Source organism: Actinomadura sp. NPDC000929 (assembly GCF_040492065.1).
In the GTDB taxonomy this organism is placed as follows: Bacteria; Actinomycetota; Actinomycetes; order Streptosporangiales; family Streptosporangiaceae; genus Spirillospora; species Spirillospora verrucosospora.
In genome coordinates this window covers 1-20,643 of record NZ_JBEUPA010000098.1, presented here as the reverse complement: position 1 = coordinate 20,643, position 20,643 = coordinate 1, and the positions used below count along the sequence as shown (strand labels likewise).

At 73.5% G+C, this 20,643-nt stretch carries 22 protein-coding genes, 1 pseudogene and 1 riboswitch; of the genes and pseudogenes, 6 read left to right on the top strand and 17 right to left on the bottom strand.

Annotation, left to right across the window (positions count from 1 at the left end):
• Window positions 1–48: 48 nt before the first annotated feature.
• Window positions 49–813 (top strand): tetratricopeptide repeat protein, encoded by a 765-nt coding sequence (locus tag ABWI04_RS28275; protein WP_345180271.1) that lies wholly within the window; start codon window positions 49–51, stop codon window positions 811–813.
• Window positions 814–824: 11 nt separating this feature from the next.
• On the opposite strand, the gene ABWI04_RS28270 is transcribed toward ABWI04_RS28275, so the two are convergent.
• The 4 genes from ABWI04_RS28270 to ABWI04_RS28255 form a co-directional block, all read right to left on the bottom strand.
• Entirely contained in the window at window positions 825–2,102 is a 1,278-nt protein-coding gene (locus tag ABWI04_RS28270; protein WP_353834343.1) for an RNA polymerase sigma factor, read from the bottom strand.
• Window positions 2,099–2,515 (bottom strand): YciI family protein, encoded by a 417-nt coding sequence (locus ABWI04_RS28265; RefSeq protein ID WP_345180276.1) that lies wholly within the window; start codon window positions 2,513–2,515, stop codon window positions 2,099–2,101. The genes ABWI04_RS28270 and ABWI04_RS28265 overlap by 4 nt, the downstream gene beginning before the upstream one ends.
• A 144-nt stretch (window positions 2,516–2,659) precedes the next feature.
• Complete coding sequence (locus ABWI04_RS28260; RefSeq protein WP_353834342.1) at window positions 2,660–3,154, bottom strand: GNAT family N-acetyltransferase; 495 nt, start codon at window positions 3,152–3,154, stop codon at window positions 2,660–2,662.
• A gap of 84 nt (window positions 3,155–3,238) precedes the next feature.
• The gene (locus ABWI04_RS28255; RefSeq protein ID WP_353834341.1) at window positions 3,239–3,625 is read right to left on the bottom strand and encodes a YybH family protein; all 387 of its coding nucleotides are present in this window, start codon (window positions 3,623–3,625) and stop codon (window positions 3,239–3,241) included.
• A gap of 54 nt (window positions 3,626–3,679) precedes the next feature.
• Here ABWI04_RS28255 and ABWI04_RS28250 point away from each other — a divergent pair, with 54 nt between their 5' ends.
• Complete coding sequence (locus tag ABWI04_RS28250; RefSeq protein ID WP_353834340.1) at window positions 3,680–4,039, top strand: winged helix-turn-helix transcriptional regulator; 360 nt, start codon at window positions 3,680–3,682, stop codon at window positions 4,037–4,039.
• An 81-nt stretch (window positions 4,040–4,120) separates the two neighbouring features.
• Here ABWI04_RS28250 and ABWI04_RS28245 read toward each other — a convergent pair whose 3' ends face one another.
• A complete protein-coding gene (locus ABWI04_RS28245) occupies window positions 4,121–5,149 on the bottom strand; it encodes a nitronate monooxygenase (RefSeq protein WP_345180287.1) in 1,029 nt (342 codons plus the stop codon).
• Between the two features lie 66 nt (window positions 5,150–5,215).
• Here ABWI04_RS28245 and ABWI04_RS28240 point away from each other — a divergent pair, with 66 nt between their 5' ends.
• Window positions 5,216–6,124 (top strand): NAD(P)-dependent oxidoreductase, encoded by a 909-nt coding sequence (locus ABWI04_RS28240; RefSeq protein WP_353834339.1) that lies wholly within the window; start codon window positions 5,216–5,218, stop codon window positions 6,122–6,124.
• On the opposite strand, the pseudogene ABWI04_RS42840 reads toward ABWI04_RS28240, so the two are convergent.
• Both ABWI04_RS42840 and ABWI04_RS28235 read right to left on the bottom strand, forming a co-directional pair.
• A pseudogene (locus tag ABWI04_RS42840) lies at window positions 6,052–6,495 on the bottom strand (hypothetical protein); the annotation flags it as partial. The gene ABWI04_RS28240 and the pseudogene ABWI04_RS42840 sit on opposite strands and share 73 nt — an antisense overlap.
• Window positions 6,496–6,566: 71 nt before the next feature.
• Window positions 6,567–6,944: a nuclear transport factor 2 family protein gene (locus ABWI04_RS28235; RefSeq protein WP_345180294.1), complete on the bottom strand. Its 378-nt coding sequence runs from the start codon at window positions 6,942–6,944 to the stop codon at window positions 6,567–6,569.
• An 87-nt stretch (window positions 6,945–7,031) separates the two neighbouring features.
• Here ABWI04_RS28235 and ABWI04_RS28230 point away from each other — a divergent pair, with 87 nt between their 5' ends.
• Window positions 7,032–7,817 carry a helix-turn-helix domain-containing protein gene (locus ABWI04_RS28230; protein WP_353834338.1) on the top strand — a complete coding sequence of 262 codons (786 nt, stop codon included), beginning with the start codon at window positions 7,032–7,034 and terminating at the stop codon, window positions 7,815–7,817.
• On the opposite strand, the gene ABWI04_RS28225 is transcribed toward ABWI04_RS28230, so the two are convergent.
• The 4 genes from ABWI04_RS28225 to ABWI04_RS28210 form a co-directional block, all read right to left on the bottom strand.
• Window positions 7,795–8,889: an NAD(P)-dependent alcohol dehydrogenase gene (locus ABWI04_RS28225; protein WP_353834337.1), complete on the bottom strand. Its 1,095-nt coding sequence runs from the start codon at window positions 8,887–8,889 to the stop codon at window positions 7,795–7,797. The two genes, ABWI04_RS28230 and ABWI04_RS28225, sit on opposite strands and share 23 nt — an antisense overlap.
• 10 nt (window positions 8,890–8,899) lie before the next feature.
• Complete coding sequence (locus ABWI04_RS28220) at window positions 8,900–10,147, bottom strand: cytochrome P450 (protein WP_345180303.1); 1,248 nt, start codon at window positions 10,145–10,147, stop codon at window positions 8,900–8,902.
• Between the two features lie 129 nt (window positions 10,148–10,276).
• Entirely contained in the window at window positions 10,277–11,044 is a 768-nt protein-coding gene (locus ABWI04_RS28215; RefSeq protein WP_353834336.1) for a crotonase/enoyl-CoA hydratase family protein, read from the bottom strand.
• Window positions 11,045–11,054: 10 nt separating this feature from the next.
• Window positions 11,055–12,815: an acyl-CoA dehydrogenase family protein gene (locus tag ABWI04_RS28210; RefSeq protein WP_353834335.1), complete on the bottom strand. Its 1,761-nt coding sequence runs from the start codon at window positions 12,813–12,815 to the stop codon at window positions 11,055–11,057.
• A gap of 92 nt (window positions 12,816–12,907) precedes the next feature.
• On the opposite strand from ABWI04_RS28210, the gene ABWI04_RS28205 reads away from it, so the two are divergent.
• Window positions 12,908–13,639: a PaaX family transcriptional regulator C-terminal domain-containing protein gene (locus tag ABWI04_RS28205; RefSeq protein ID WP_345180311.1), complete on the top strand. Its 732-nt coding sequence runs from the start codon at window positions 12,908–12,910 to the stop codon at window positions 13,637–13,639.
• Window positions 13,640–13,649: 10 nt separating this feature from the next.
• Here ABWI04_RS28205 and ABWI04_RS28200 read toward each other — a convergent pair whose 3' ends face one another.
• The 6 genes from ABWI04_RS28200 to ABWI04_RS28175 form a co-directional block, all read right to left on the bottom strand.
• Complete coding sequence (locus ABWI04_RS28200; RefSeq protein ID WP_353834334.1) at window positions 13,650–14,774, bottom strand: zinc-dependent alcohol dehydrogenase family protein; 1,125 nt, start codon at window positions 14,772–14,774, stop codon at window positions 13,650–13,652.
• Window positions 14,771–15,187, bottom strand: a complete 417-nt coding sequence (locus ABWI04_RS28195) for an acyl-CoA thioesterase (protein WP_353834333.1) — start codon at window positions 15,185–15,187, stop codon at window positions 14,771–14,773. Before ABWI04_RS28195 ends, ABWI04_RS28200 begins: the two co-directional genes overlap by 4 nt.
• A gap of 221 nt (window positions 15,188–15,408) precedes the next feature.
• Window positions 15,409–16,035: a superoxide dismutase gene (locus tag ABWI04_RS28190; RefSeq protein ID WP_353834332.1), complete on the bottom strand. Its 627-nt coding sequence runs from the start codon at window positions 16,033–16,035 to the stop codon at window positions 15,409–15,411.
• Window positions 16,036–16,167: 132 nt separating this feature from the next.
• The gene (locus ABWI04_RS28185) at window positions 16,168–16,326 is read right to left on the bottom strand and encodes a hypothetical protein (protein WP_345180322.1); all 159 of its coding nucleotides are present in this window, start codon (window positions 16,324–16,326) and stop codon (window positions 16,168–16,170) included.
• 55 nt (window positions 16,327–16,381) lie between these two features.
• Entirely contained in the window at window positions 16,382–17,422 is a 1,041-nt protein-coding gene (locus ABWI04_RS28180) for a ribonucleotide-diphosphate reductase subunit beta (protein WP_353834331.1), read from the bottom strand.
• Window positions 17,419–19,743 carry a ribonucleoside-diphosphate reductase subunit alpha gene (locus ABWI04_RS28175; RefSeq protein WP_353834330.1) on the bottom strand — a complete coding sequence of 775 codons (2,325 nt, stop codon included), beginning with the start codon at window positions 19,741–19,743 and terminating at the stop codon, window positions 17,419–17,421. The genes ABWI04_RS28180 and ABWI04_RS28175 overlap by 4 nt, the downstream gene beginning before the upstream one ends.
• A 139-nt stretch (window positions 19,744–19,882) precedes the next feature.
• Window positions 19,883–20,099, bottom strand: a riboswitch (cobalamin riboswitch).
• A gap of 106 nt (window positions 20,100–20,205) precedes the next feature.
• Here ABWI04_RS28175 and ABWI04_RS28170 point away from each other — a divergent pair.
• A partial coding sequence (locus tag ABWI04_RS28170) for a hypothetical protein (protein ID WP_353834329.1) occupies window positions 20,206–20,643 on the top strand: 438 nt, incomplete at its 3' end.

Here is a 20,643-nt window from a genome sequence, read left to right as displayed (position 1 = left end):
TTCTGGAGCCGGGATGATCGGATCTGGGTGATCGTGAAAGGGGACGGTATGGAGTCAGGACGTGGAGAGGCCGAGTTCCTGGAGGCGAAGTCGCTCCAGGAGCAGGGGCAGGTGCGGGAGGCCGAGCGGCTGTTCAGGGTGGCTGCTGAGGCGGGGCATGTCGACGCCATGCTGAAGCTCGGCATCCTGGTCGTGGAGCGGGACGAGGCCGAGGCCGAGCGGTGGTGGCGGGCGGCGGCCGACGCGGGCGACCGGGTCGGGCAGCTCAATCTCGGCATCCTCTGCTCGGGCCAGGGACGGGACGAGGAGGCGGAAAGCTGGTACCGCACGTCGGCCGAGGCGGGGGAGGTCGACGCTCGGCACAATCTCGGGCTGCTGCTCATCCGCCGTCGTGACGTGCAGGGAGCCGCCGAGCAGTTCCGCATCGCGGCCGAGGCAGGGCGCGCCGGTTCGATGACCAACCTCGGTCTGGCGCTCGGGGAGATGGGGCAGGCGGAGGAGTCCGAGGAATGGCTGCGGCGCGCCGCCGAGGAGGGCGACGGCCGTGCGCTCAGTGCCCTCGCCAATCACCTGTACTCCCAGGGCCGACGGGAGGAGGCCGACGAGTGGTGGGAGAAGGGCGCGGCTGCGGGTGACCCGGACTCCCTGTTCAACCTCGGGGTCCGTTGCGAGCACAAGGACGACATGGCCGGGGCCGAGCAGTACTTCCGCAGGGCCGGGCAGGCCGGGCATCCGCGGGGTGAGGCGAGGGCGACGGCCGTGGCGCGCGGAGTCCGCGCGAACGGCGCCCCCTACATGCCCGGCCTCTTCTGACCGGTCTCCCTTCAGGAGAGGGCGGCGAGTTTGTGCCGGAGGAGGGCGCGCTCGCGGTCGTTGGCCGCGAGTTCGACGGCTCGTTCCAGTTCCGTGCGGGCTTCGTCGGGGCGGCCCAGGCGGGTGAGGAGTTCGCCGCGGACGCTGGGGAGCAGGTGGGAGTTCGCCAGGGCGCCTGAGGCCGCCAGGTCGTCGACGATCGCGAGCGCGGCGGCAGGGCCGTTCGCCATCGAAACCGCCACGGCCCTGTTGAGGTCGACCACGGGAGACGGGGCCAGGCGGCCCAGCGCCTCGTAGAGGAGGACGATGCGGTCCCAGTCGGTCTCGGCGACCGAGGGGGCGAGGGCGTGGCACTCGGCGATCGCCGCCTGGAGGCCGTAGGGGCCCAGGCCGCGGCCCGCCTTCTCGGCGCGGGACAGGGCGGCGCGTCCCCGGCGGATCGCGGCGCCGTCCCAGCGGGTGCGGTCCTGGTGCTCCAGCAGGACCGGCTCGCCGTCCGGGGCGGTGCGGGCGGGGAAGCGCGCGGCGGTCAGCTCCAGCAGCGCCAGCAGGCCGTGCGCCTCCGGCTCGTCCGGCATCAGCCGGGCCACGACGCGGGCCAGCCGCCGCGCCTCGCCCGCGAGGTCGAACCGGATGAGCTCTCCGCCCGAACTCGCCGTCGAGCCCTCGGTGAAGATCAGGTAGACGACGTTGAGGACGGAGGGGAGGCGCTCGGCCCGCTGCCCGGCCGCCGGCGCCTCGAACGGCACCCGGGCCGCGCCGAGCGTCTTCTTCGCGCGGGTGATCCGGGCCTGGACGGTCGCGGTCGGGACGAGGAAGGCACGGGCGATCTCGTCGCTGGTCAGGCCGCCGACCACGCGCAGCGTCAGCGCGATCCGCGCCTCCCGCGACAGGACGGGGTGGCACGAGACGAACATGAGCGCGAGCACGTCGTCGTCGATCCGGTCGGGGTCCCAGAGCACGTCGTCGTCCTTCTCGGGCGGGCGTCCGGTGGCGGCGCCGCCCTCGTCCAGGTCGTGGGCGAGGGCGGCGTACCGCTCGTCGAGGGCGGAGCGGCGGCGGAACGCGTCGATCGCGCGCCGCCGCCCCACGGTGAGCAGCCACCCCGACGGGTTGCGGGGGACGCCGTCGCGCGGCCAGGTCACGAGCGCCTCGGCCAGCGCCTCCTGCGCGAGGTCCTCGGCCAGCGCGAAGTCGCCGGTGTAGCGGGCGAGGGCGCCGACGATCCGCGCCGACTCGATCCGCCAGACGGCGGCGACGGCCTCGCGGCCGGTGGGGTCGCCCGTCACAGCTGGCCGGTGGCCTCGCGCCAGGCCCGCTCCTTCCGGATCCACTCGTTGTCCTGCGGGAACTCGTCGATGGTGGGGACGCGGCGGATCTCGGTCTTGAAGCCGGGACCGGCCGGCGCCCGCCGGGCCCACTCGACGGCCTCCTCCTTCGAGGCCACGTCGAGGATGTAGAACCCGCCGAACAGCTCCTTCGTCTCGCCGTACGGGCCGTCGGTGACGACGGGCGGCTCGGAGGAGTGGTCGACGACCACGCTCTCGGACGGGTCGTCGAGCCCCTCGGCGGCGAGCAGCACCCCGGCCTGGATCAGCTCCTGGTTGAACCGGCCCACGGTCTCGATCATCTCGGCGGGGTCCGTGTCCGCCATGCCCGCGTACGCCTCGTCCGTCGCCCGCATGATCAGCATGTACTTCATCGCTCTGTCTCCGTGTGCGTCCGGGCCCCTCCGCGGGGCCCTCTCATCCCTAGGTCGAACGGAGGACGGCTTGGATCGACACGTCCCCCCGTATTTCTTCCCAGAGACGTCGCCGCGCACGGAACACCTGGTCAGGGCGCTGCCTCAAGGGCGCCAGTACAGCGCCGGGTCAGGGTGGTCGACGAAGCCGAGGTCGCGGTAGAGGCGCTCGCCGTCGCGGGAGGCGTGCAGGTCCACGCGCGCGACGTCGCGCTCCCGGAACCAGTCGAGCAGGCCGTGCATGATCGCGCGGCTGTGGCCGCGGCGCCGGTGCGCCGGATCGGTGACCACGCCGATCACCTGGCCGAGGCGGCCGCTGGGCAGGTGCGGACCGGGCAGCCGCTGCTCGAAGGTCCCGATCCCGCACGCGGCCAGGCCGCCGTCGCCGTCGCCGTCCACGACGAGGATCCGCACCGTGTCCGCCGTCAGCTGCTCCTTCAGCACCGTGGCGAGGGTGTGCCGCCACCCGTCGTCCCCGGCCGGCGGCGCGAAGAACTCCCCGCCGAGATCCTCGAAGAGCAGCGCCCGCAGCCGCACGAGCTCCGCGACGTCGCCTTCCACCGCCTGCCGCACCCCGGTGCGGCGTCCGTCCTGGTCCATGGGACAAGAGTGACGTAATTACTTCACGCACCTCAACCCTTACAGCGGACGCCGTGAACCGCGACGCGGCTGCCCATGGCCGCCCTACGCGCCGGAGGCGGCCGTGCCGAAGGGGTTGTCGAGGACGTAGCGCCAGCGGCCGTCCGGGCCCCGGCGGGCGACGTCGGTGGCGGTGCCCTCGATGCGGACCGGGCCCTCGGCCCCCTCGCCTTCGATCACCCAGTCGACGATCAGCAGGGCGAGGTCGCCGGCGGAGTAGACGTGGCGCGGAGCGACCCTGATCGGCAGGCCGAGGGCCATGAAGCGGGCGTTGGCGGCGTGGGCGTCGGCGCCGGTCAGCGGCGTGCCCGGTGCGGGGACGAACACCGCCCCCTCCTCGTACAGCTCGGCGACCGCCGCCGCGTCGCCGCTGTTGAAACGGTCGGCGAAGACGGGCGCGACGTCCTCGGGGCGTTCGGCCAATGGGCGCATCGTCGTCCTTCCAGGTAGACAGGTCCAGGACGCGAAACGCTAGGAGGCGCTCTCGTGACTCACCAAACGGTCAGCCATCCGGGGCTGCCCGACGATCCGCGCGCGGGCGCGGCGGAGCCCACGCCGTCCTGCCCGGTGGAGATCACCCTGCACGCGCTGCGCGGGCGCTGGACGACGCTGGTGGTCCGCGAGCTCCTGCGGGGCGACCGCTCGTACAGCGAGCTGCGGCAGGCCCTCCCGACCCTGTCCGACAAGGTGCTGGCCGACCGGCTGGCGCAGCTCGCCGAGGCGGGCGTGCTCGAACGGGAGAGGCAGGCGGGCTGGCCTCCGCGCACGCGGTACGCGCTCACCGCGCGGGGCCGCCGCCTGGGGCCGGTGCTCCAGGCCATGTGGGACTGGGGCGCCGAAGCGTAGTCAGGCGGTCGGCCCCTCAATCGGGGGCTCCTCGCGCCGGGTGACGACGAACCCTCCGGCGGAGGATCGCGAGGTCGGGCATCAGGCGGGGGCGAGGGACTCCACCAGGGCGGCGGCGGGGGTTTCGGTCGTCTCCCGGAACGACTCCCCTGCCCAGAGGTTGACGCCCTCGGGGTCGCCTTGGGCCGCCGCCGCGCGGCGCAAGGGCGCCGTCACGTAGTGGACGTCCGGGTAGGCGGCGGGGGCGTCTCCCGAGTGCTCGGTGAGGAACCGGTTGACCAGCCCGCGCGCGGGACGTCCGCTGAACGCCCTGGTCATCGCGGTCGAGGTGTAGCGGGGGTCGGTGAGGGCGGCCTTGTGGACGTCGCTGGCACCGCTCTCCGGACAGCGCAGGAACGCCGTCCCGAGCTGGGCGGCGACGGCGCCGAGGGAGAGGACCTCGGCGACGTCGGCGGCCGTGGCCAGGCCCCCGGCGGCGATGAGCGGCTGCCGGGTCATCCCGCGGACGGCCGGGACCAGCGCGCGCAACGGCAGCGAGTCCTGGAGGGTGTTGGTGAACGAGCCGCGGTGGCCCCCGGCCTCCGGGCCCTGGAGGCAGAGCGCGTCGGCGGCGGACGCGTGGCGGACCTCGTCCACGGAGGTCACGGTGACGACGACGGTCGCGCCCCTGTCCTTGAGGGCGCGGATGACGTCCGGGGCGGGGCAGCCGAACGTGAAGCTGACGACCGCGGGCGGGTCGGACACCAGGTCGGCGATCTTCGCGTCGTAGTCGTCGTCGCGGGCGCCCGGGGTGCCCGGCTCCACGCCGAGGCGGGCGGCCTCGGGGGCGAGGAGGTCGCGGTAGGCGGCGACCTCGGCCGGGTCGATCTCGTCCAGGGACGGCATGAAGACGTTCATCCCGAACGGGCGGGACGTCAGCTCGCGCGTGGCGGCGATGTCGGCGCGCATGGCCTCGGTCGTCTTGTAGCCGGCGGCGAGGAAGCCGAGGCCGCCCGCGTTCGAGACGGCGGCGGCCAGCTCCGGCGTCGACGGCCCGCCCGCCATGGGGGCCTGCACGATCGGCAGGTCCACCGGCAAGGCGCTCGCTTCTGTCCCATTCCTGCTCACCATCCGCACGATAATCGCGGGGGACGCCGGGCGGTGACGCCGGGGTCGCGGCGAGGGAAGGGGGACGGCGTGCGGGTGCTGCTGCACTACGACATGGATCATGAGGAGCCCGGTCTCGACATCGTGAGCTGCTCGGAGCAGGACGACGCGCGGTTCGCGGGGCTGCTGCCGGACACCGAGGTGCTCTGGCACGTACTGCGCCCGGTGACGGCCGCCGACATGGACCGGGCGCCGAAGCTGCGGCTGATCCAGAAGCTCGGCACCGGCGTGAACACCATCGATCTGGACGCCGCGGCGGAGCGCGGGATCGCGGTCGCGAACATGCCGGGCCGCAACGCGCAGGCCGTCGCGGAGACGTCGCTGCTGCTGATGCTGGCGGCGCTGCGGCGGGTCGTGCCGTTCGACGCGCGGACGCGGCGCGGGGAGGGGTGGCCCGCCGGCCGGTCCCTGGTGGGCGGCGAGCTGGCCGGACGGACGGTCGGGCTCCTCGGCGGCGGCGAGATCGCGACCCTGCTGCGCGGGATGCTGGAGGCGATCGGGGCGACCGTCCTGTACACGACCCGGCGGCCCCGGCGCGACGACCCGGCCTGGCGCGAGCTGGACGATCTGCTGGGCGCCAGCGACGTCGTCTCGGTGCACGTCCCGCTGACGGACGAGACCCGTCACCTGCTCGACGCCGGAAGGCTCGCGCTGCTGCCGGAGGGAGCGGTCGTGGTGAACACCGCGCGCGGCGCGGTGATCGACGAGGCGGCGCTGGTGGCGGCGCTCACGTCGGGACGTCTCGGCGGCGCGGGGCTGGACGTCTTCGAGAAGGAGCCCGTGGACGCGGGGAACCCGCTGCTGGCTCTCGACACTGTGGTCGTCATGCCGCACGTGGCGTGGCTGACCCGCGAGACGTGGGACCGCTACTTCGCGGTCGCCGCGGAGAACTGCCGCCGCCTCGCGCGCGGCGACGACCTCCTCCACCGCGTCGTCTGAACGCAGGCCCGACACGAGCAGAACCAAGTGGGCCCGCACGACGCCCACTCGAAGTCGCGGTTGCCGACGAACGGCGCGACGATCTCCCAGAACGGCTTCCACGAGTCGCTGAGGTGCTTGACCTCGCCCCTCAGGTACTCGACGTTGGCCGCCCCGTACTCGAAGAGCGTGATCTTCCGGCAGTACCCCAGCATGCTGAGGGTGGGGTACAGGTTCGACCCGGGCCCGACGTCGATTCCGTGGGAGAACTGTCCCTTTCCCTCGGAGTAGCGCCACAGAGCGATCTGGCTGAACCAGTTGGCCCCGCGCCCGAGGATCTGGGCGTCGTCGCCGCGGAGCTGCTTGTAGTTGGTCTCCCGGTACTTCTCCGGATCGAAGTTGTCCCGCCTGAAGCCGCCCCCGGGTGGATCCGGGGACGGCTTCGGCCGCGAGGTCTACCGGGTCAGACCGCGGCGGGGGCCCACCAGGTGAGGTTGGCGGGCGCCTGGGCCACCGGCTCGATGATCTCCCAGGCTTCGGCGAGCAGCCCGTCGTCGATGCGCCAGACGTCGACGACCGCGATCTCCGGGCCGTCCGGGATCCGCCGCCGCGTGTGCAGCACGACGTGCTCGCCGTCGGCCAGCAGGTGGCCGATCTCGACCTGCATGCCGGCGAGCGGGGTGAGCGCCGCCTCGACGGCGGCGAGCCATTCGTCCCTGGTCGAGGAGGCGTCCGGCCGGTGGTGCACGAAGTCCTCGCTGAGCAGCGGCCGGAGCCCCTCGGTGCTGCCCGTGGCGAGCAGCTCGGAAAGGGCCCGCTGAACGATTTCCTTGTTGGTCATGGCCGCAGTGTTCCGGCGGTGGCCGCGGACTGTCGATGAACTCCCATTTCATGGCGTTCCGTTCCACGATGAGTAATCTCGACGACCGTGGACACGATCGGGGAGCTCCTGCGGCAGTGGCGGCACCATCGGCGGCTCAGCCAGCTCGACCTCGCGATCGCGGCCGACGTCTCGGCCCGGCACGTCAGCCTCGTCGAGACGGGCAAGTCCAACCCGAGCGCCGCGATGGTGCTGCGGCTCGCGGACCAGCTCGACGTGCCGCTGCGCGACCGCAACCGGCTGCTGCTCGCGGCCGGCTTCGCCCCCCGGTACGCCGAACGGCCCCTCGACGACGACGCGCTGTCCGCCGCCCGGGGCGCGGTCGAGCGGGTGCTCCGCGCGCACGAGCCGTATCCGGCGCTGGCGTTCGACCGCCGCTGGAACATCGTCATGACCAACCGCGCCGTCGGGCCGTTCCTCGCGGAGGTCGACCCCGAGCTGCTCCGGCCGCCGGTCAACCTGCTGCGGCTCGGCCTGGACCCGCGCGGGCTCTCCCGCCTGGTCGTCAACCTGGCCGACGTGCGCGCGGTGTTCCGGTCGCGGGTCAGGCGCCAGCTCGCCGCCGCGCCCGACCCCGGCCTCGCGGCCCTCTACCGGGAACTGCTGGAACCCGGGCCCGAGGACGCGCCCTCGGACGCCGACGTCATGATCCAGATGATCGTCCGGTTCGGGGGGCGGGAGCTGCGGCTGTTCTCCACCATCACCACGTTCGGCACTCCCCTGGACATCACCCTGGACGAGGTCGCCGTCGAGTCGTACTACCCGGCGGACGCCGAGAGCGCCTCCTGGTTCGAGAACCCTGGCCCAGGGCTCACGGGACCAGTACCGGCTTGACGACCTTGCCGGACGTCGTGTCGGCCTCCGCCTCGTTGATCTGGGCGAGCGGGTAGGCGGTGACCAGCCGGTCGAACGGGAAATGGCCCTGCCGCCACATCTCGATCATCCGCGGGATGAACGTGTGCGGGACGGCGTCGCCCTCGATGATGCCCTTGACCGTCCGTCCCATGAGCAGGAGGTTGGCGTCCAGCCGGTACTCGGCGGCGCCGACGCCGACCAGGCCGCAGACGCCGGTGGTGCGCAGCGAGGCGACCGCCGTCGAGACGACCTCCGGGACGGCCGTGGAGTCGAACGAGTACTGCACGCCCTCACCGCCGGAGATCGCCCGGATCTGGCCGGCGATGTCGTCGTCCGCCCCGTGGAGGACGTGGGTGGCGCCGAGCTCGCGGGCCAGGTCGAGCCGGGACTCGTGCAGGTCGACGGCGACGATCGTGGAGGCGCCCGCGATCCGCGCGGCCATCACGGCGGCCAGCCCGACCGCGCCCGCGCCGAAGACCGCGATGCTGTCGCCCGCGCGGACGCCGAGCGACACCAGCACGGAGGCGGCGCCGGTCTGCACGCCGCAGCCGAGCGGCCCGAGCACGCCGAGGGGGACGTCCTTGGTGACCGGGACGACGTTGCGGGCGGTCCCGAGGGCGTGGCTCGCGAACGACGACTGCCCGAACCAGCGCGTGTGGACGGGCTCGCCGCCGGGACCGGTGGCGCGGGGCGTCCCGTCCAGCGGCATCGCGAGCATGTTGAGCGCGGTCATCTGCGGGCAGGCGCCGGGCTTGGCGGCGCGGCAGTTGGCGCACTCCCCGCACGAGTCGAACGACATGACCACGTGGTCGCCGGCGGTGAGGCCGGTGACGCCGGGGCCGACCGCCTCGACCACGCCGGAGCCCTCGTGCCCGAGGACGACCGGCTTCGCGACGAGGTCGCCGGGGACGCGCCCGAGCAGGTCGGTGTGGCACATCCCCGCGCCCGCGATCTTGACGAGGACCTCGCCGGGCCCGGGGTCGGCGAGGTCGAGCGACTCGATCGTGTAGGGGGCGTCTGCGGCGCGCAGCACCGCGGCTTCGATCTGCACCGGGGGTTCCTTAGGCGAGGGAGTAGCGGACGGGGAGGCGCTTGAGGCCGCCGACGAAGGTCGTGGCGATGCCCTCCGGCGGCCCGGCGAGCTCGATCGAGCCGAGGCGGGGCAGCAGCTCCTCGAAGAAGGCGCGGACCTCGATGCGGGCCAGCGCCGCGCCCAGGCAGTAGTGGACGCCGAACCCGAACGCCAGGTGCCGGTTCGGGTCGCGGCCGACGTCGAAGCGGAACGGGTCGTCGAAGACCTCCTCGTCCCGGTTCGCGGACGGGTAGGACAGCAGCACCGCCTCGCCCTTGCGGATCGTGACGCCGCGCAGGTCGTAGTCCTCGGTGGCGGTGCGCATGAACTCCTTGACCGGCGTGACCCAGCGGATCATCTCGTCCACGGCGAGCGGCATCAGCTCCGGCTTCTCGCGGAGCCGCTCGATCTGGTCGGGGTGCTCGATGAGCGCGTGCAGGCCCCCGGCAATCGTCGCGCTGGTGGTGTCGTGCCCGGCCGTCGCGACGATCACGTAGTAGGACGCGGTGTCGAAGTCGTTGAGCGGCTCGCCGTCGACGCGCGCGTTCGCGATGGCGGAGGCGAGGTCGTCGGTGGGGTGCTTGCGGCGCTCCTCCGTCAGGCCCTGGAAGTAGGCGAAGAAGTCCAGCAGGACCTGGAGCTTCTCCTCGTTCGTCGTGCCCCGCTGGAACTCGGCGTCGTCGCCGCCGAACAGCTCCTGCGTGAGCTTCAGCATGCGGTCGAAGTCGCTCTCCGGCAGGCCGAGCAGCGAGAGGATCACGTACAGCGGGAAGTGGACGGCGACCTCGCGCGCGAAGTCGCACTCGCCGCCGAGCTCCACCATCCGGTCGACGTACCGCCTGGCCAGCTCGCGGACGCGCGGCTCCAGGGCCCGCATCGCGCGCGGCCGGAACCAGTCCGCGCCGATCGCCCGGATCACCCGGTGGTCGGGGTCGTCCATGTGGACGAGCGTGCGCAGCGCGATGCCCTGCTCCGCGCGCTGCCGGTTCAGCGCGTCGAACTCGGCGGTGCCGAGCACCGGGCGCGGGGCGTTGAGGAACAGCCGGTGGTTGCGCTCGATCTCCAGGACGTCCTCGTGCTTGGTGATCCCCCAGAAGGGCGTGTAGCCGGGGGCCTCCACCCGGTGCACCGGGGACTCGCGGCGGAGCAGCGCGAGGGACTCATGGAACCGCCGGTCGTCGGCGTAGGCCTTCGGGTCGGCGAGCGCCAGGCCCGCCTCCTCCACGGTCAGCGTCATCGCTTTCGCTCTCCTCGCTCACGGCGGCCGCCCCTCAGGAACCTACGGTCCCGAATTGCGTTCGGTCAACGACCTTCGGAGCCATGTCGGCGGGCGCGGACGCCAGGACGCCGGGCGCGCCGCGGGGGCTCAGATGTCGCCGAAGTCGCCGTGCCGTCCGCGTCCGCTCGCGAACCGCCCGGCGCCCTCGACGGCATCCTCCATGGAGCGGAGGCCGTGGCGGTACTCGGCGGCGATCGCCTCGTCCTCGGGGAGGCCCTCCGCCTCCAGCGCCGACAGCCGGTCGCCCCGCAGGCAGGTCTGCGGGAACCGCGCCAGCCCGGCCGCCAGCTCCTCGGCCGCCTCCCGCGCCTTGCCCAGCGGGACGAGCCGGTTGGCGAGGCCGATCTCGAACGCCTCCCGCCCGTCCACCGGCCGCCCGGTGAGGATCATGTCCATGGCGCGGCTCGCGCCGATCAGGCGCGGGAGCCGGACCGTCCCGCCGTCGACGAGCGGGACGCCCCAGCGCCGGCAGTAGACGCCGAAGGTGGACGTCTCCTCCGCGACACGCAGATCGCACCACAGCGCCAGCTCCAGGCCCCCGGCGACGGCATGGCCCGCGACCGCCGCGATGACCGGCTTCGACAGGCGCATCCGCGTGCAGCCGAGCGGCCCGTCGGCCGGGGGCGGGTCGAGGCGCGGGCCGCGGACGGTGCCGACCGAGGTGAGGTCGGCGCCGGAGCAGAACGTCCCGCCCTCGCCCCACAGGACGGCGACGCTCGCGCCGTCGTCCGCGTCGAACTCGCGGAACGCGGCGGCCAGCTCGCGCGCCGTCGGCCCGTCGACGGCGTTGCGCGTCGCCGGACGGGACATCACCACCGTGGTCACCGGGCCGTCCCGCTCGATCCGTACCGCCACGCGCGGCCTCCTAGTCGTCGGTGAACGCGCCGTCCGCCAGCTCGTCGAAGCGTTCGAGCTCGTCCGCCGGGTCGTCGATCCCCCGCAGCGGACCGGGGTCGGCGAGGTGGCTCCGAGCGTAGAGCCGCGCGACCAGCGCCTTGCGGTCCTCGCCGGAATCGGCGCGCTCCCACCCGGCCTGCTCCAGCAGCAGCGCCGCCGCGTAGACGTCGGCCATGTACTGGGCGAGCGGGTAGAGGCGCGCTTCGGCCACGTTCCTGTCGAGCCCGCGCCACTTCTCTATGGCCTCGCGGAGGTGCCCGATGCTCTGCCCGACCAGCGCGGCCGTCTCGTCGTCCCCGCCGGGCGCCCGCCGGACGGCCTGGTCGAGCCGTTCGAGGAACGGCTCGTGCGCGTCCTGCCGCTCGACGGCGCGGCGGACGTCCAGGCACAGGATGTTGTCGCCGCCCTCCCAGATGGGGTTGACCTGCGCGTCCCGTAGGATCCGCGCGACCGGCCACTGCTCGATGTAGCCGTTCCCGCCGTGGATCTCGATGGCGTCGCTCGCGGCCGTCACGCCCAGCCGCGCGGCCCGCAGCTTGATGAGCGCGGCCCCGAGCCGCAGCCGGGGACGTCCCAGGTAGCCGTCGAAGACGAGCGCCTGCACGGCCTCGGTCTCCACGATCAGCTCGGCGAGCTTGCGGCGCATGAGCGGCTGCGCGCCCAGCGGCGCGCCGAACGCCTCGCGCGCCCGCGTGTAGCAGAGCGACTCGACGAGGGCCCGCCGCGCGCAGCCGAGGCCCATCATCGAGATGCCGAGCCGGGCGCCGTTGGTCAGCTCCATCATGCGGGCCAGGCCCCTGCCGTCCCCGCCCTCGCCCGCGCTCGACGCCGGGGCCAGCAGGAACGCCTCCGCGTCGGTGAACTCGATCTCGGCCGACGCCACCGACCGCGTGCCGAGCTTGTCCTTGAGCCGCCGGATCCGGACGCCGTTGCGCGAGCCGTCCCGCCGCTCCCGCAGGACGAGGAACGGCGCGATGCCCCGGACGCCGTCCACGGCCCCTTCCGGCTTGGCCAGCACGACGAAGGCCGAGCCGTTGGCGTTGGAGGCGAACCACTTGAAGCCGTTGAGGCGCCAGGCGTCGCCCTCCCGGGAGGCGGTCGACTCCAGCGCGCCGAGGTCCGAGCCGCCCGACCGCTCGGTGAGCATCTGCGCGGCCTCGCCGGACATCTCCCCGGCCGCGAACAGCTCCCGCACCCGCGCCTTGACGTCGTCCGGCGCGAACATCTCCGTCAGCCCCACGACCATGTCGCCGCCGGTGCCGAGCGCGCACGCCATGCCGATGTCGGCCTGGTCGAGCAGGTAGCTCCAGGCGACGCCCATCGGCCCGGGGTCGGTCCCGGCGCGCTTCGCCTCGGCCACGAAGTCGGGCCGGGTGAAGGACGTCGCCACGATGTCCCGGCGCGCCGCCTCGAACGAGGGCGGCATGACGACCTCGCTGATGTCGCGTCCCCACCGGTCGTACTTCTCCAGGCGCGGCGGGTTGCGGTCCGTCTCCTCGGCCCGCTCGGCGATCGGGCCGCCCATCAGCGCGCCCATCTCCCTGAGCCGGGGCTCGGCCCAGCCGAAACCGTCGCCCAGGTGCCGCCGCATGAGGAACCGCAGCGTGGGGTCGCAGTCGTACCAGTTGCGGCCGGCCGCGCCCCGGTAGCGCTCGGTGGCGTAGCGGCGCGCCTTCTCCGCGCCCCCGAACGGGAGCCGGTCGAACGACTCGATGAGGTAAGACGCCATGGCCCGAACATTACACTTACAGCTCACGCGGCGAAAAGACTGTAATCTGAGGACGAGGCCACCCTCCCTCCCCGGTAGGGTCACCACCAGCCATGGACAGCCTGGAGATTCGCCCGCTCACCGCTCGGTCCGTCGTCCTGAGCACGCTGCTGGGCGTCCACCCGCCCCGCCTCCCGGCCCGCTACCTCGTCCGCGTCGGCGACCTGTTCGGCATCGCGGAGGGGACGATCCGGGTGGCGCTGTCGCGCATGGTCGCCGCCGGCGACCTCGTCCAGTCCGGCGGGACGTACGCCCTCACCGAGCGCCTCCTCGCCCGCCAGGCCCGGCAGGACGAGGCGCGCCTCCCCCCGACCCGCCCGTGGGACGGCGCCTGGGAGATCGCCGTCATCACCGCCGAGCGCCGCCCCGCCGCCGACCGCGCCGCGCTGCGCCAGGCCATGTCGACGCTGCGGCTCGCCGAGCTGCGGGAGGGCACCTGGCTGCGCCCGGCGAACCTGACCCGGCCGCGGCCCGAACCCGTCGTCCGCCAGTGCACCTTCCTCACGGGCCGCCCCGAGGAGGACCCCGCGGCCCTGGCCGCCTCCCTCTGGGACCTGGACGCCTGGACGGCCAAGGCCGACGCCCTGCGCGCCGCTCTGGCCGGGGCGACCGCGATCGCCGAGCGCTTCACCTACGCGGCGGCCGTCCTGCGGCACCTCCTCAACGACCCGCTCCTGCCGCCGTCACTGCTGCCCGCCGACTGGCCGGGCCCCGATCTGCGCGCCCGCTACGAGGCCTTCGAGGCCGACTTCGAGCAGCTCCTCACCACCCACGTCCTCGCCTGAGGCCGTCCTCTCAGGGGAAGGTGACGAGCTGGCGGACGGCCTCGCCGGTGTGGAGGCGGTCGAAGCCCGCGTTGATCTCGTCGAGGGGCAGGCGGCCGCTGAGGAGGGCGTCCACGGGAAGGGCGCCGTCGCGGTACAGGGCGATGAAGCGGGGGACGTCCCGCCGGGGAACGCAGGAGCCGAGGTAGCTGCCGCGCAGGGTCCGCTCCTCGGCGACGAGGCTGAGGGCGGGCAGGGTGAGGGGCGCGCCGGGGGCCGGGAGGCCGACGGTGACGGTCGTTCCGCCGGGGCGGGTGGCCGCGTAGGCCTGTTCGAGGACGGCGACGACGCCCGTCGTGTCGATCACCTTCTCCGCGCCGCCGGACGTCAGGTCGCGGATCGCCTCGACGGCGTCCGGACCGCCCGCGACGGGCCGGGCGCCGAGGCGCCCGGCGAGGTCCCGCTTGGACGCGACGACGTCCACGGCGAGGACGGTGGAGGCTCCGGCGGCCTTCGCGGCGAGGACGGCGGACAGCCCGACGCCCCCGAGGCCGAAGACGGCGACGGTGTCGCCCGGCGACACGGCCGCGCTGTGGAGGGCGGCGCCGGCGCCGGTGAGGACGGCGCAGCCGAACAGCGCGGCGACGTCGAAGGGCAGGTCGCGGTCGATCCTCACGGCGGAGCGGGACGAGACGACGGTGTACTCGGAGAACGCCGAGACGCCGAGGTGGTGGTGGGGGCGCGTGCCGTCCGGGGCGCGGAAGCGCCTGCCGCCGCCGAGCAGGGTCCCGGCGCCGTTGGCCTGGGCGCCCGGCCCGCAGAGGGCGGGACGTCCGGCGACGCAGCGCTCGCAGTGCCCGCACGCCGGGACGAACGCGAGCACGACGTGGTCGCCGGGCGCGAACTCGGTGCCCGGCCCGGTCTCCACGACCTCGCCCGCGGCCTCGTGCCCGAGCGCCATCGGCAGGGGGCGCGGCCGGGACCCGTTGATGACGGACAGGTCGGAGTGGCAGAGGCCGGCGGCGCCGATCCGGACCAGGAGCTCGCCGTGGCCGGGCGGGTCGAGGCGGAGTTCGGCGATCTCCAGGGGGCGGGACGCGGCGTAGGGGGCGGGGCGTCCCGACTCGACGAGGACGGCCGCGCGGGTGGCGGTCATGCGGCCACCAGCTTCTGCATCTCGGTGCGGACGGCTCCGGTGATCTCGACCGGGCGGCGGGTGCCGCGGTCGACGAACACGTGGACGAAGTGGCCCTCGGCGATGAGCGCGCCGTCCGAGCCGCGCAGCATGCCGACCTCCCACCGGACGCTGGACCGGCCGAGCTTGCCGACGCGCAGCCCGACACGGATCGTGTCGGGGAACGACGCCTCGGCCTTGTACTCGCAGTGGGACTCGACGCACAGCGCGATCGAGCCGGAGGTCGCGGGGTCGAAGCCGGCGGTCCGGATCATCCACTCGTTGATGACGGTGTCCATCATCGAGTAGTGGACGACGTTGTTGACGTGCCCGTAGACGTCGTTGTCCTTCCACCGCGTGGGGACGTTCTCCCAGTACAGGTACTCGCCGGTCATAAGGAGCAGACTAGGGGCGGGGCCGCGGCGGCGCCGCACCGGCCGGGCACAACGGTGACCGCGCACCGTGTCGCCCGGCTGCGCGAGGGCGCGCGCACAACCCTCGGCGTCCGCGTCCGGCAAGGCGGAAGCGGCGTTCACCGGGCCGCGAGGAAAGGTTCTGAGCACGATCCCGGCCTGGTGAACGCCGCCCCTCAGCGGCGCCGCGCCGACGCCGCCGTCTATCGGGAGGACGCCGCGCTCTCCGGTCGGGCGCGGGCCGCGTCGAAGCGGGCCTGGACGTCCGTCCAGTTCACGAGCGACCAGAGCTTCTCCACGTAGTCCGGCCGGACGTTGCGGTACTGCAGGTAGTAGGCGTGCTCCCAGGCGTCGAACACCAGCAGCGGCGTCGTGTTCATGCCGACGTTGCCGTGGTGGTCGTAGACCTGCTCGACGACGAGGCGCCTGCCGAGGGGCTCCCATGCGAGGACGCCCCAGCCGGAGCCCTGGACGGTGGAGGTCGCCGCCGTGAGCTGCTTCTGGAACGCCTCGAACGTGCCGAAGTGCTCGTCGAGGGCCGTCGCCAGTTCCCCGTCCGGGCGGTCGCCGCCGTCCGGCGACAGGTTGTCCCAGAAGATCGAGTGCAGGACGTGGCCGGAGAGGTTGAACGCGAACGTCTTCTCCAGGCCGACCAGCCCGCCGTACTGCTCCTTCTCGCGCGCCTCGGCGAGCCTCTCCAGCGTGTCGTTGGCGCCCTTGACGTAGGCGGCGTGGTGCCGGGAGTGGTGCAGCTCCAGGATCTCGCCGGTGATCGCCGGCTCCAGGGCGGCGTAGTCGTAGGGCAGGTCGGGAAGCGTGTAGTCGGCCATACGGCCACTATTGCAAACAGGTTGCAGTTACGTCCAATGCGCAACACCGGCGCGTCCGGAGCGCGACACGGAACGGACCCGCCCTCGGGGCGAGGGCGGGTCCGGTTTCTGTTCCTGTTTCGCTCGGTGGGGTCAGTAGCGGCGGCGTCCGCCGCCGCGCCCGCGCGACAGCAGTCCTCGGATCTTCGCCTGGGTGCGCGGGTCCCGGGCGAGCCGTTCCGCGCGGGCGCGCGCCTTGCGGCCCTGCGGGCTCCGGGCGAACCGCTTGATGCGGTCGATGACGGAAGGCATGTTCTTCCTCCTCGGCCTTGTCCTCACGGTTCAACGACTGCCCGTTCCGAAAGGTTCAGAACGCCTCGTCGAGCGCGACCGTCCCCTCCACCCCGATCTGGTAGGCCGAAACGCGCCGCTCGAAGAAGTTGGACAGCTCCTGGACGTCCTGCAACTCCATGAACGCGAACGGGTTCGCGGTGCCGTAGCGGGCGGGCAGGCCGAGCCGGACGAGCCGCTGGTCCGCGACGTATTCGAGGTAGGCGCGCATGTCGTCCGCGCTCATGCCGGGCAGGCCGTCCCCGCACAGGTCGCGGGCGAACGCCAGCTCCGCCTGGACGGCCTCCTCCATCATCGCGGCGACCTCGGCCGTCAGCTCCGCGTCGAACAGCGCGGGCTCCTCCGCCCGGACGGTGTCGACCACCGAGAACGCGAACTCCATGTGCATTGACTCGTCCCGGAAGACCCAGTTCGTCCCGGACGCGAGGCCGTTGAGCAGGCCGCGCGACCGGAGCCAGTACACGTAGGCGAACGCGCCGTAGAAGAACAGCCCCTCGATGCAGGCCGCGAAGCAGATGAGGTTCAGCAGGAACGCCCTGCGGTCGGCGGCGGTGCGGAGCTCGTCCAGGGAGCCGAGCGAGTCGATCCAGCGGAAGCAGAACTCCGCCTTGGCCCGGATGGACGGGATGTGCTCGATCGCCGCGAACGCCTTGACGCGCTCGTCCTGATCGGGCAGGTAGGTGTCCAGGAGGGTCAGGTAGAACTGGACGTGCACGGCCTCCTCGTACAGCTGCCGCGAGAGGTAGAGCCGGGCCTCCGGCGCGTTCACGTGCTTGTAGAGGTTGAGGACGAGGTTGTTCGCCACGATCGAGTCGCCGGTGGCGAAGAACGCGACCAGCCGGTTGACGAGGTGCAGCTCGTCGGGCGTGAGCCGCGCGAGGTCCGCCAGGTCGGAGGCGAGGTCCACCTCCTCGACCGTCCAGGTGTTGCGGATCGCGGCCCGGTACCGCTCGTAGAAGTCCGGGTAGCGCATGGGCCGCAGCGTCAGGTCCATGCCGGGGTCGAGGAGCATGCCCCGCCCCTCCGCTCGCCGCTGTTCTTCCGCTCGCTCGGTCACTGGCACGCCTCGCAGGTCTCGGGGTTCTCCAGGGAGCAGACGGCCGCGGCGACCGTCGTCTGCGCGATCCGCGTCGCCGGGCGGGACCGCAGGTAGTAGGTCGTCTTGAGCCCCGCCCGCCAGGCGTAGGCGTACATCGAGGAGAGCTTGCCGATCGTCGGCGTCTCCATGAAGAGGTTCAGCGACTGCGACTGGTCGATGTACGGGGTGCGGGCGGCGGCGAGGTCGATGAGCGCCTTCTGCGGCAGCTCCCAGGCCGTCCGGTAGAGCGACAGCATCTCCTCCGGCAGGTCGACCAGCCCCTGCACGGACCCGTTCGCCTTCTTGACCGCCTCGCGGACGGCCGGCGTCCACAGCCCGAGCGACTTCAGGTCCTCCACCAGGTAGCGGTTGATCTGCAGGAACTCGCCCGACAGCGTCTCGCGCTTGAACAGGTTGGACACCTGCGGCTCGATGCACTCGTAGCAGCCCGCGATGGACGCGATCGTCGCGGTCGGCGCGATCGCGACGAGCAGCGAGTTGCGCAGGCCCACCTCCGCGACCCGGGCGCGCAGGGCGTCCCAGTCGGCGGGACGGGACGGCGCCGCGTCCGGGAAGTGGTCCAGGTGGAGCTCGCCGCGCGCGGTGCGGGTCGCGCCGTAGGCGGGGAGCGGCCCGTGGGCGGCGGCGAGGTCGGCGGACGCGTTGTAGGCGGCGAGGGCGATCTCCTCGGCGATGCGCGTCGACAGCTCGCGCGCCTCGGCCGAGTCGAACGGCAGGCGCAGCGTGAAGAACACGTCCGCGAGGCCCATCACGCCCAGCCCGACCGGCCGCCACTTGCGGTTGGCCTTCTCCGCCTCGGGAGTCGGGTAGAAGCCCCGGTCGATGGTGCGGTCCAGGAACCGCACGGCGGTGCGGACCGTCGACCGGAGCCTCTCCCAGTCGACGCCGGACGGCCCGACGTGCGCGGCCAGGTTCACCGACCCGAGGTTGCAGACGGCGGCCTCGCGGTCGCCCGTCACCTCCAGGATCTCCGTGCAGAGGTTCGACAGGTGGACGACCTTGCCGGGCTCGGCGGTCTGGTTGCAGGCGCGGTTGGCGGCGTCCTTGAACGTCATCCAGCCGTTGCCCGTCTCCGCGAGCGTCCGCATCATGCGCCCGTACAGCTTGCGGGCCGGGACCTGCCGGACGAACCGCCCCTCCCGCTCCGCCGCCCGGTAGGCCGCGTCGAACTCGTCGCCCCACAGGTCGACCAGCTCGGGGACCTCCTTCGGGTCGAACAGCGACCACGTCGCGTCGGCCTCGACGCGGCGCATGAACTCGTCCGGGATCCAGTTGGCCAGGTTGAGGTTGTGGGTGCGGCGGGCGTCCTCGCCGGTGTTGTCGCGCAGCTCCAGGAACTCCTCGACGTCGGCGTGCCACGGCTCCAGGTAGACGCACGCCGCGCCCTTGCGGCGGCCGCCCTGGTTGACGGCGGCGACGGACGAGTCGAGCGTGCGCAGCCACGGGACGATCCCGTTGGAGTGCCCGTTGGTGCCCCGGATCAGCGAGCCCCGCGACCGCACCCGCGTCCAGGAGACGCCGATGCCGCCCGCGTACTTGCTGAGCCGCGCGACCTGCCCGTACCGGTCGTAGATGGACTCCAGCTCGTCGCGCGGCGAGTCGAGCAGGAAGCACGACGAGAGCTGCGGGCGGCGGGCCCCGGAGTTGAACAGCGTGGGCGAGCTGGGCAGGTACGACAGGGTGCTGAGCAGCGCGTACAGCTCGGCGGCCTCCTCGACCGCCGCCATGTCACCGGTGGGGGGCCGGCCCTCCACACCCCCCGGCCCGACTTCGTCGGGAACGACGAGCCCGCACGCCACCCGGAGGAGAAAGTGCTGCGGGCGCTCCAGGACGAGCCGCGACCTCGGGTGCCTGAGCAGGTACCGGTCGTAGACCGTGCGGAGCCCGAAGTACTCGAAGCGGTCGTCGGCGCCGTCGTCGACGAGGGCGTCCAGCGCGGCGGACCCGGCGGCGACGAAGGCGGCCAGGTCGTCCGCCAGGAGTCCCTCGCGGTGCGCGGCGGCGACCGACTCGGCGAACGTCCGGACGCCGGCGGCCGCGGCCTCCTCCCGGATCCGGACGCCGAGCAGCCGCGCGGCCACCCTGGAGTACCCGGGCTCGGCGGGGATGAGCGCGGCGGCCTCCCCGATCGCGAGGTCCCGCAGGGCCGCCGCGTCCAGCCCGTCCGCGGACCGGACCGCGGCCAGCACCCGCGCGGCCTCGGCGCCCGGCACCCCCTCGCAGGCCGCCTCGACCTCGACGGCGATCTCCGCGGGCGGCGCGGCCAGAACCTGTGTCACGTGCATCTCCCCTCGCATGCCGCCTCGCGGAGGCATGCGAACGGCGCGCGGCGGCAGGCCGCGCTCCGCCCCCGGCCCACCCGCGAGGCCTGGACGTGTGTCGATCCGGGACGGACCCGGACCCCCGATGAGGCCGGTCTCCCGGCCTCGCGTGCGGGCAGGTCTTCGGACTCGCGGGCGCCGCCTCTGCCGAGGCGTCCTACTGGCCGTCGCTTCCCGGGCCGCCGGGCCCAGTGCTCGATGACGGCGGTCGTTCCCGCTCACCGCTGCGGGGCAGTCCCGGATTCCCACCGGGTTCCCTCTCACGCCGCCCCCGCCGCGAACGGCGGGGGCGGACCAGCACGGGACTGAACCCTACATCTAGTCGACGATCAACGCACAACCCCAAGATGTTGGGCGTGGCGGCGGATGTCCGGGGGCGGCTGGGCAGAGCGCGCGGGGGATGGGACGATGGGGGCCGTCATGAGCCCCCATGCGCCGCAGCCGCTGTTCCGGCCCGCACGCGCGGTGGTGTTCGCCACCGTGTGCGCGACGCTGGCGACCCTCGGGCACGCCCTGGCGGGCGGCGCGGCGGTGCCGGCCTGGGCCGCGCTCACGGGCTTCGGCGCCGTCCTCGGCGTGACGCTGGTGCTGGCGGGCCACGAGCGCTCGCTCGCGACGATCCTGGGCGGGCTCCTCGGCGGCCAGTTCGCCCTGCACACGCTGTTCACGGCCGCCACCGCGCCCCACCACGCTCCCGCGGCGCACGCCGCCATGACGGGCGCCGCGGAACCCGTCGCGGTCCCCGCCGCCCACGGCGGGAACGGCCTGGCGATGACGCTCGCGCACTGCACGGCCGCGCTGGTGGCCGCGTGGTGGCTGCGGCGCGGCGAGCGGGCCGCGAGGTCGCACGCCCGGCGG

What these genes read in the sequence shown, in the direction of transcription:
- ABWI04_RS28275 (WP_345180271.1), top strand. Translation starts at nt 49, where the DNA reads ATGGAGTCAGGACGTGGAGAGGCCGAGTTCCTGGAGGCGAAGTCGCTC.
- ABWI04_RS28265 (WP_345180276.1), bottom strand. Translation starts at nt 2,515, where the DNA reads ATGAAGTACATGCTGATCATGCGGGCGACGGACGAGGCGTACGCGGGC.
- ABWI04_RS28260 (WP_353834342.1), bottom strand. Translation starts at nt 3,154, where the DNA reads ATGGACCAGGACGGACGCCGCACCGGGGTGCGGCAGGCGGTGGAAGGC.
- ABWI04_RS28255 (WP_353834341.1), bottom strand. Translation starts at nt 3,625, where the DNA reads ATGCGCCCATTGGCCGAACGCCCCGAGGACGTCGCGCCCGTCTTCGCC.
- ABWI04_RS28245 (WP_345180287.1), bottom strand. Translation starts at nt 5,149, where the DNA reads ATGGTGAGCAGGAATGGGACAGAAGCGAGCGCCTTGCCGGTGGACCTG.
- ABWI04_RS28235 (WP_345180294.1), bottom strand. Translation starts at nt 6,944, where the DNA reads ATGACCAACAAGGAAATCGTTCAGCGGGCCCTTTCCGAGCTGCTCGCC.
- ABWI04_RS28220 (WP_345180303.1), bottom strand. Translation starts at nt 10,147, where the DNA reads ATGACGCTGACCGTGGAGGAGGCGGGCCTGGCGCTCGCCGACCCGAAG.
- ABWI04_RS28210 (WP_353834335.1), bottom strand. Translation starts at nt 12,815, where the DNA reads ATGGCGTCTTACCTCATCGAGTCGTTCGACCGGCTCCCGTTCGGGGGC.
- ABWI04_RS28205 (WP_345180311.1), top strand. Translation starts at nt 12,908, where the DNA reads ATGGACAGCCTGGAGATTCGCCCGCTCACCGCTCGGTCCGTCGTCCTG.
- ABWI04_RS28200 (WP_353834334.1), bottom strand. Translation starts at nt 14,774, where the DNA reads ATGACCGCCACCCGCGCGGCCGTCCTCGTCGAGTCGGGACGCCCCGCC.
- ABWI04_RS28195 (WP_353834333.1), bottom strand. Translation starts at nt 15,187, where the DNA reads ATGACCGGCGAGTACCTGTACTGGGAGAACGTCCCCACGCGGTGGAAG.
- ABWI04_RS28190 (WP_353834332.1), bottom strand. Translation starts at nt 16,035, where the DNA reads ATGGCCGACTACACGCTTCCCGACCTGCCCTACGACTACGCCGCCCTG.
- ABWI04_RS28185 (WP_345180322.1), bottom strand. Translation starts at nt 16,326, where the DNA reads ATGCCTTCCGTCATCGACCGCATCAAGCGGTTCGCCCGGAGCCCGCAG.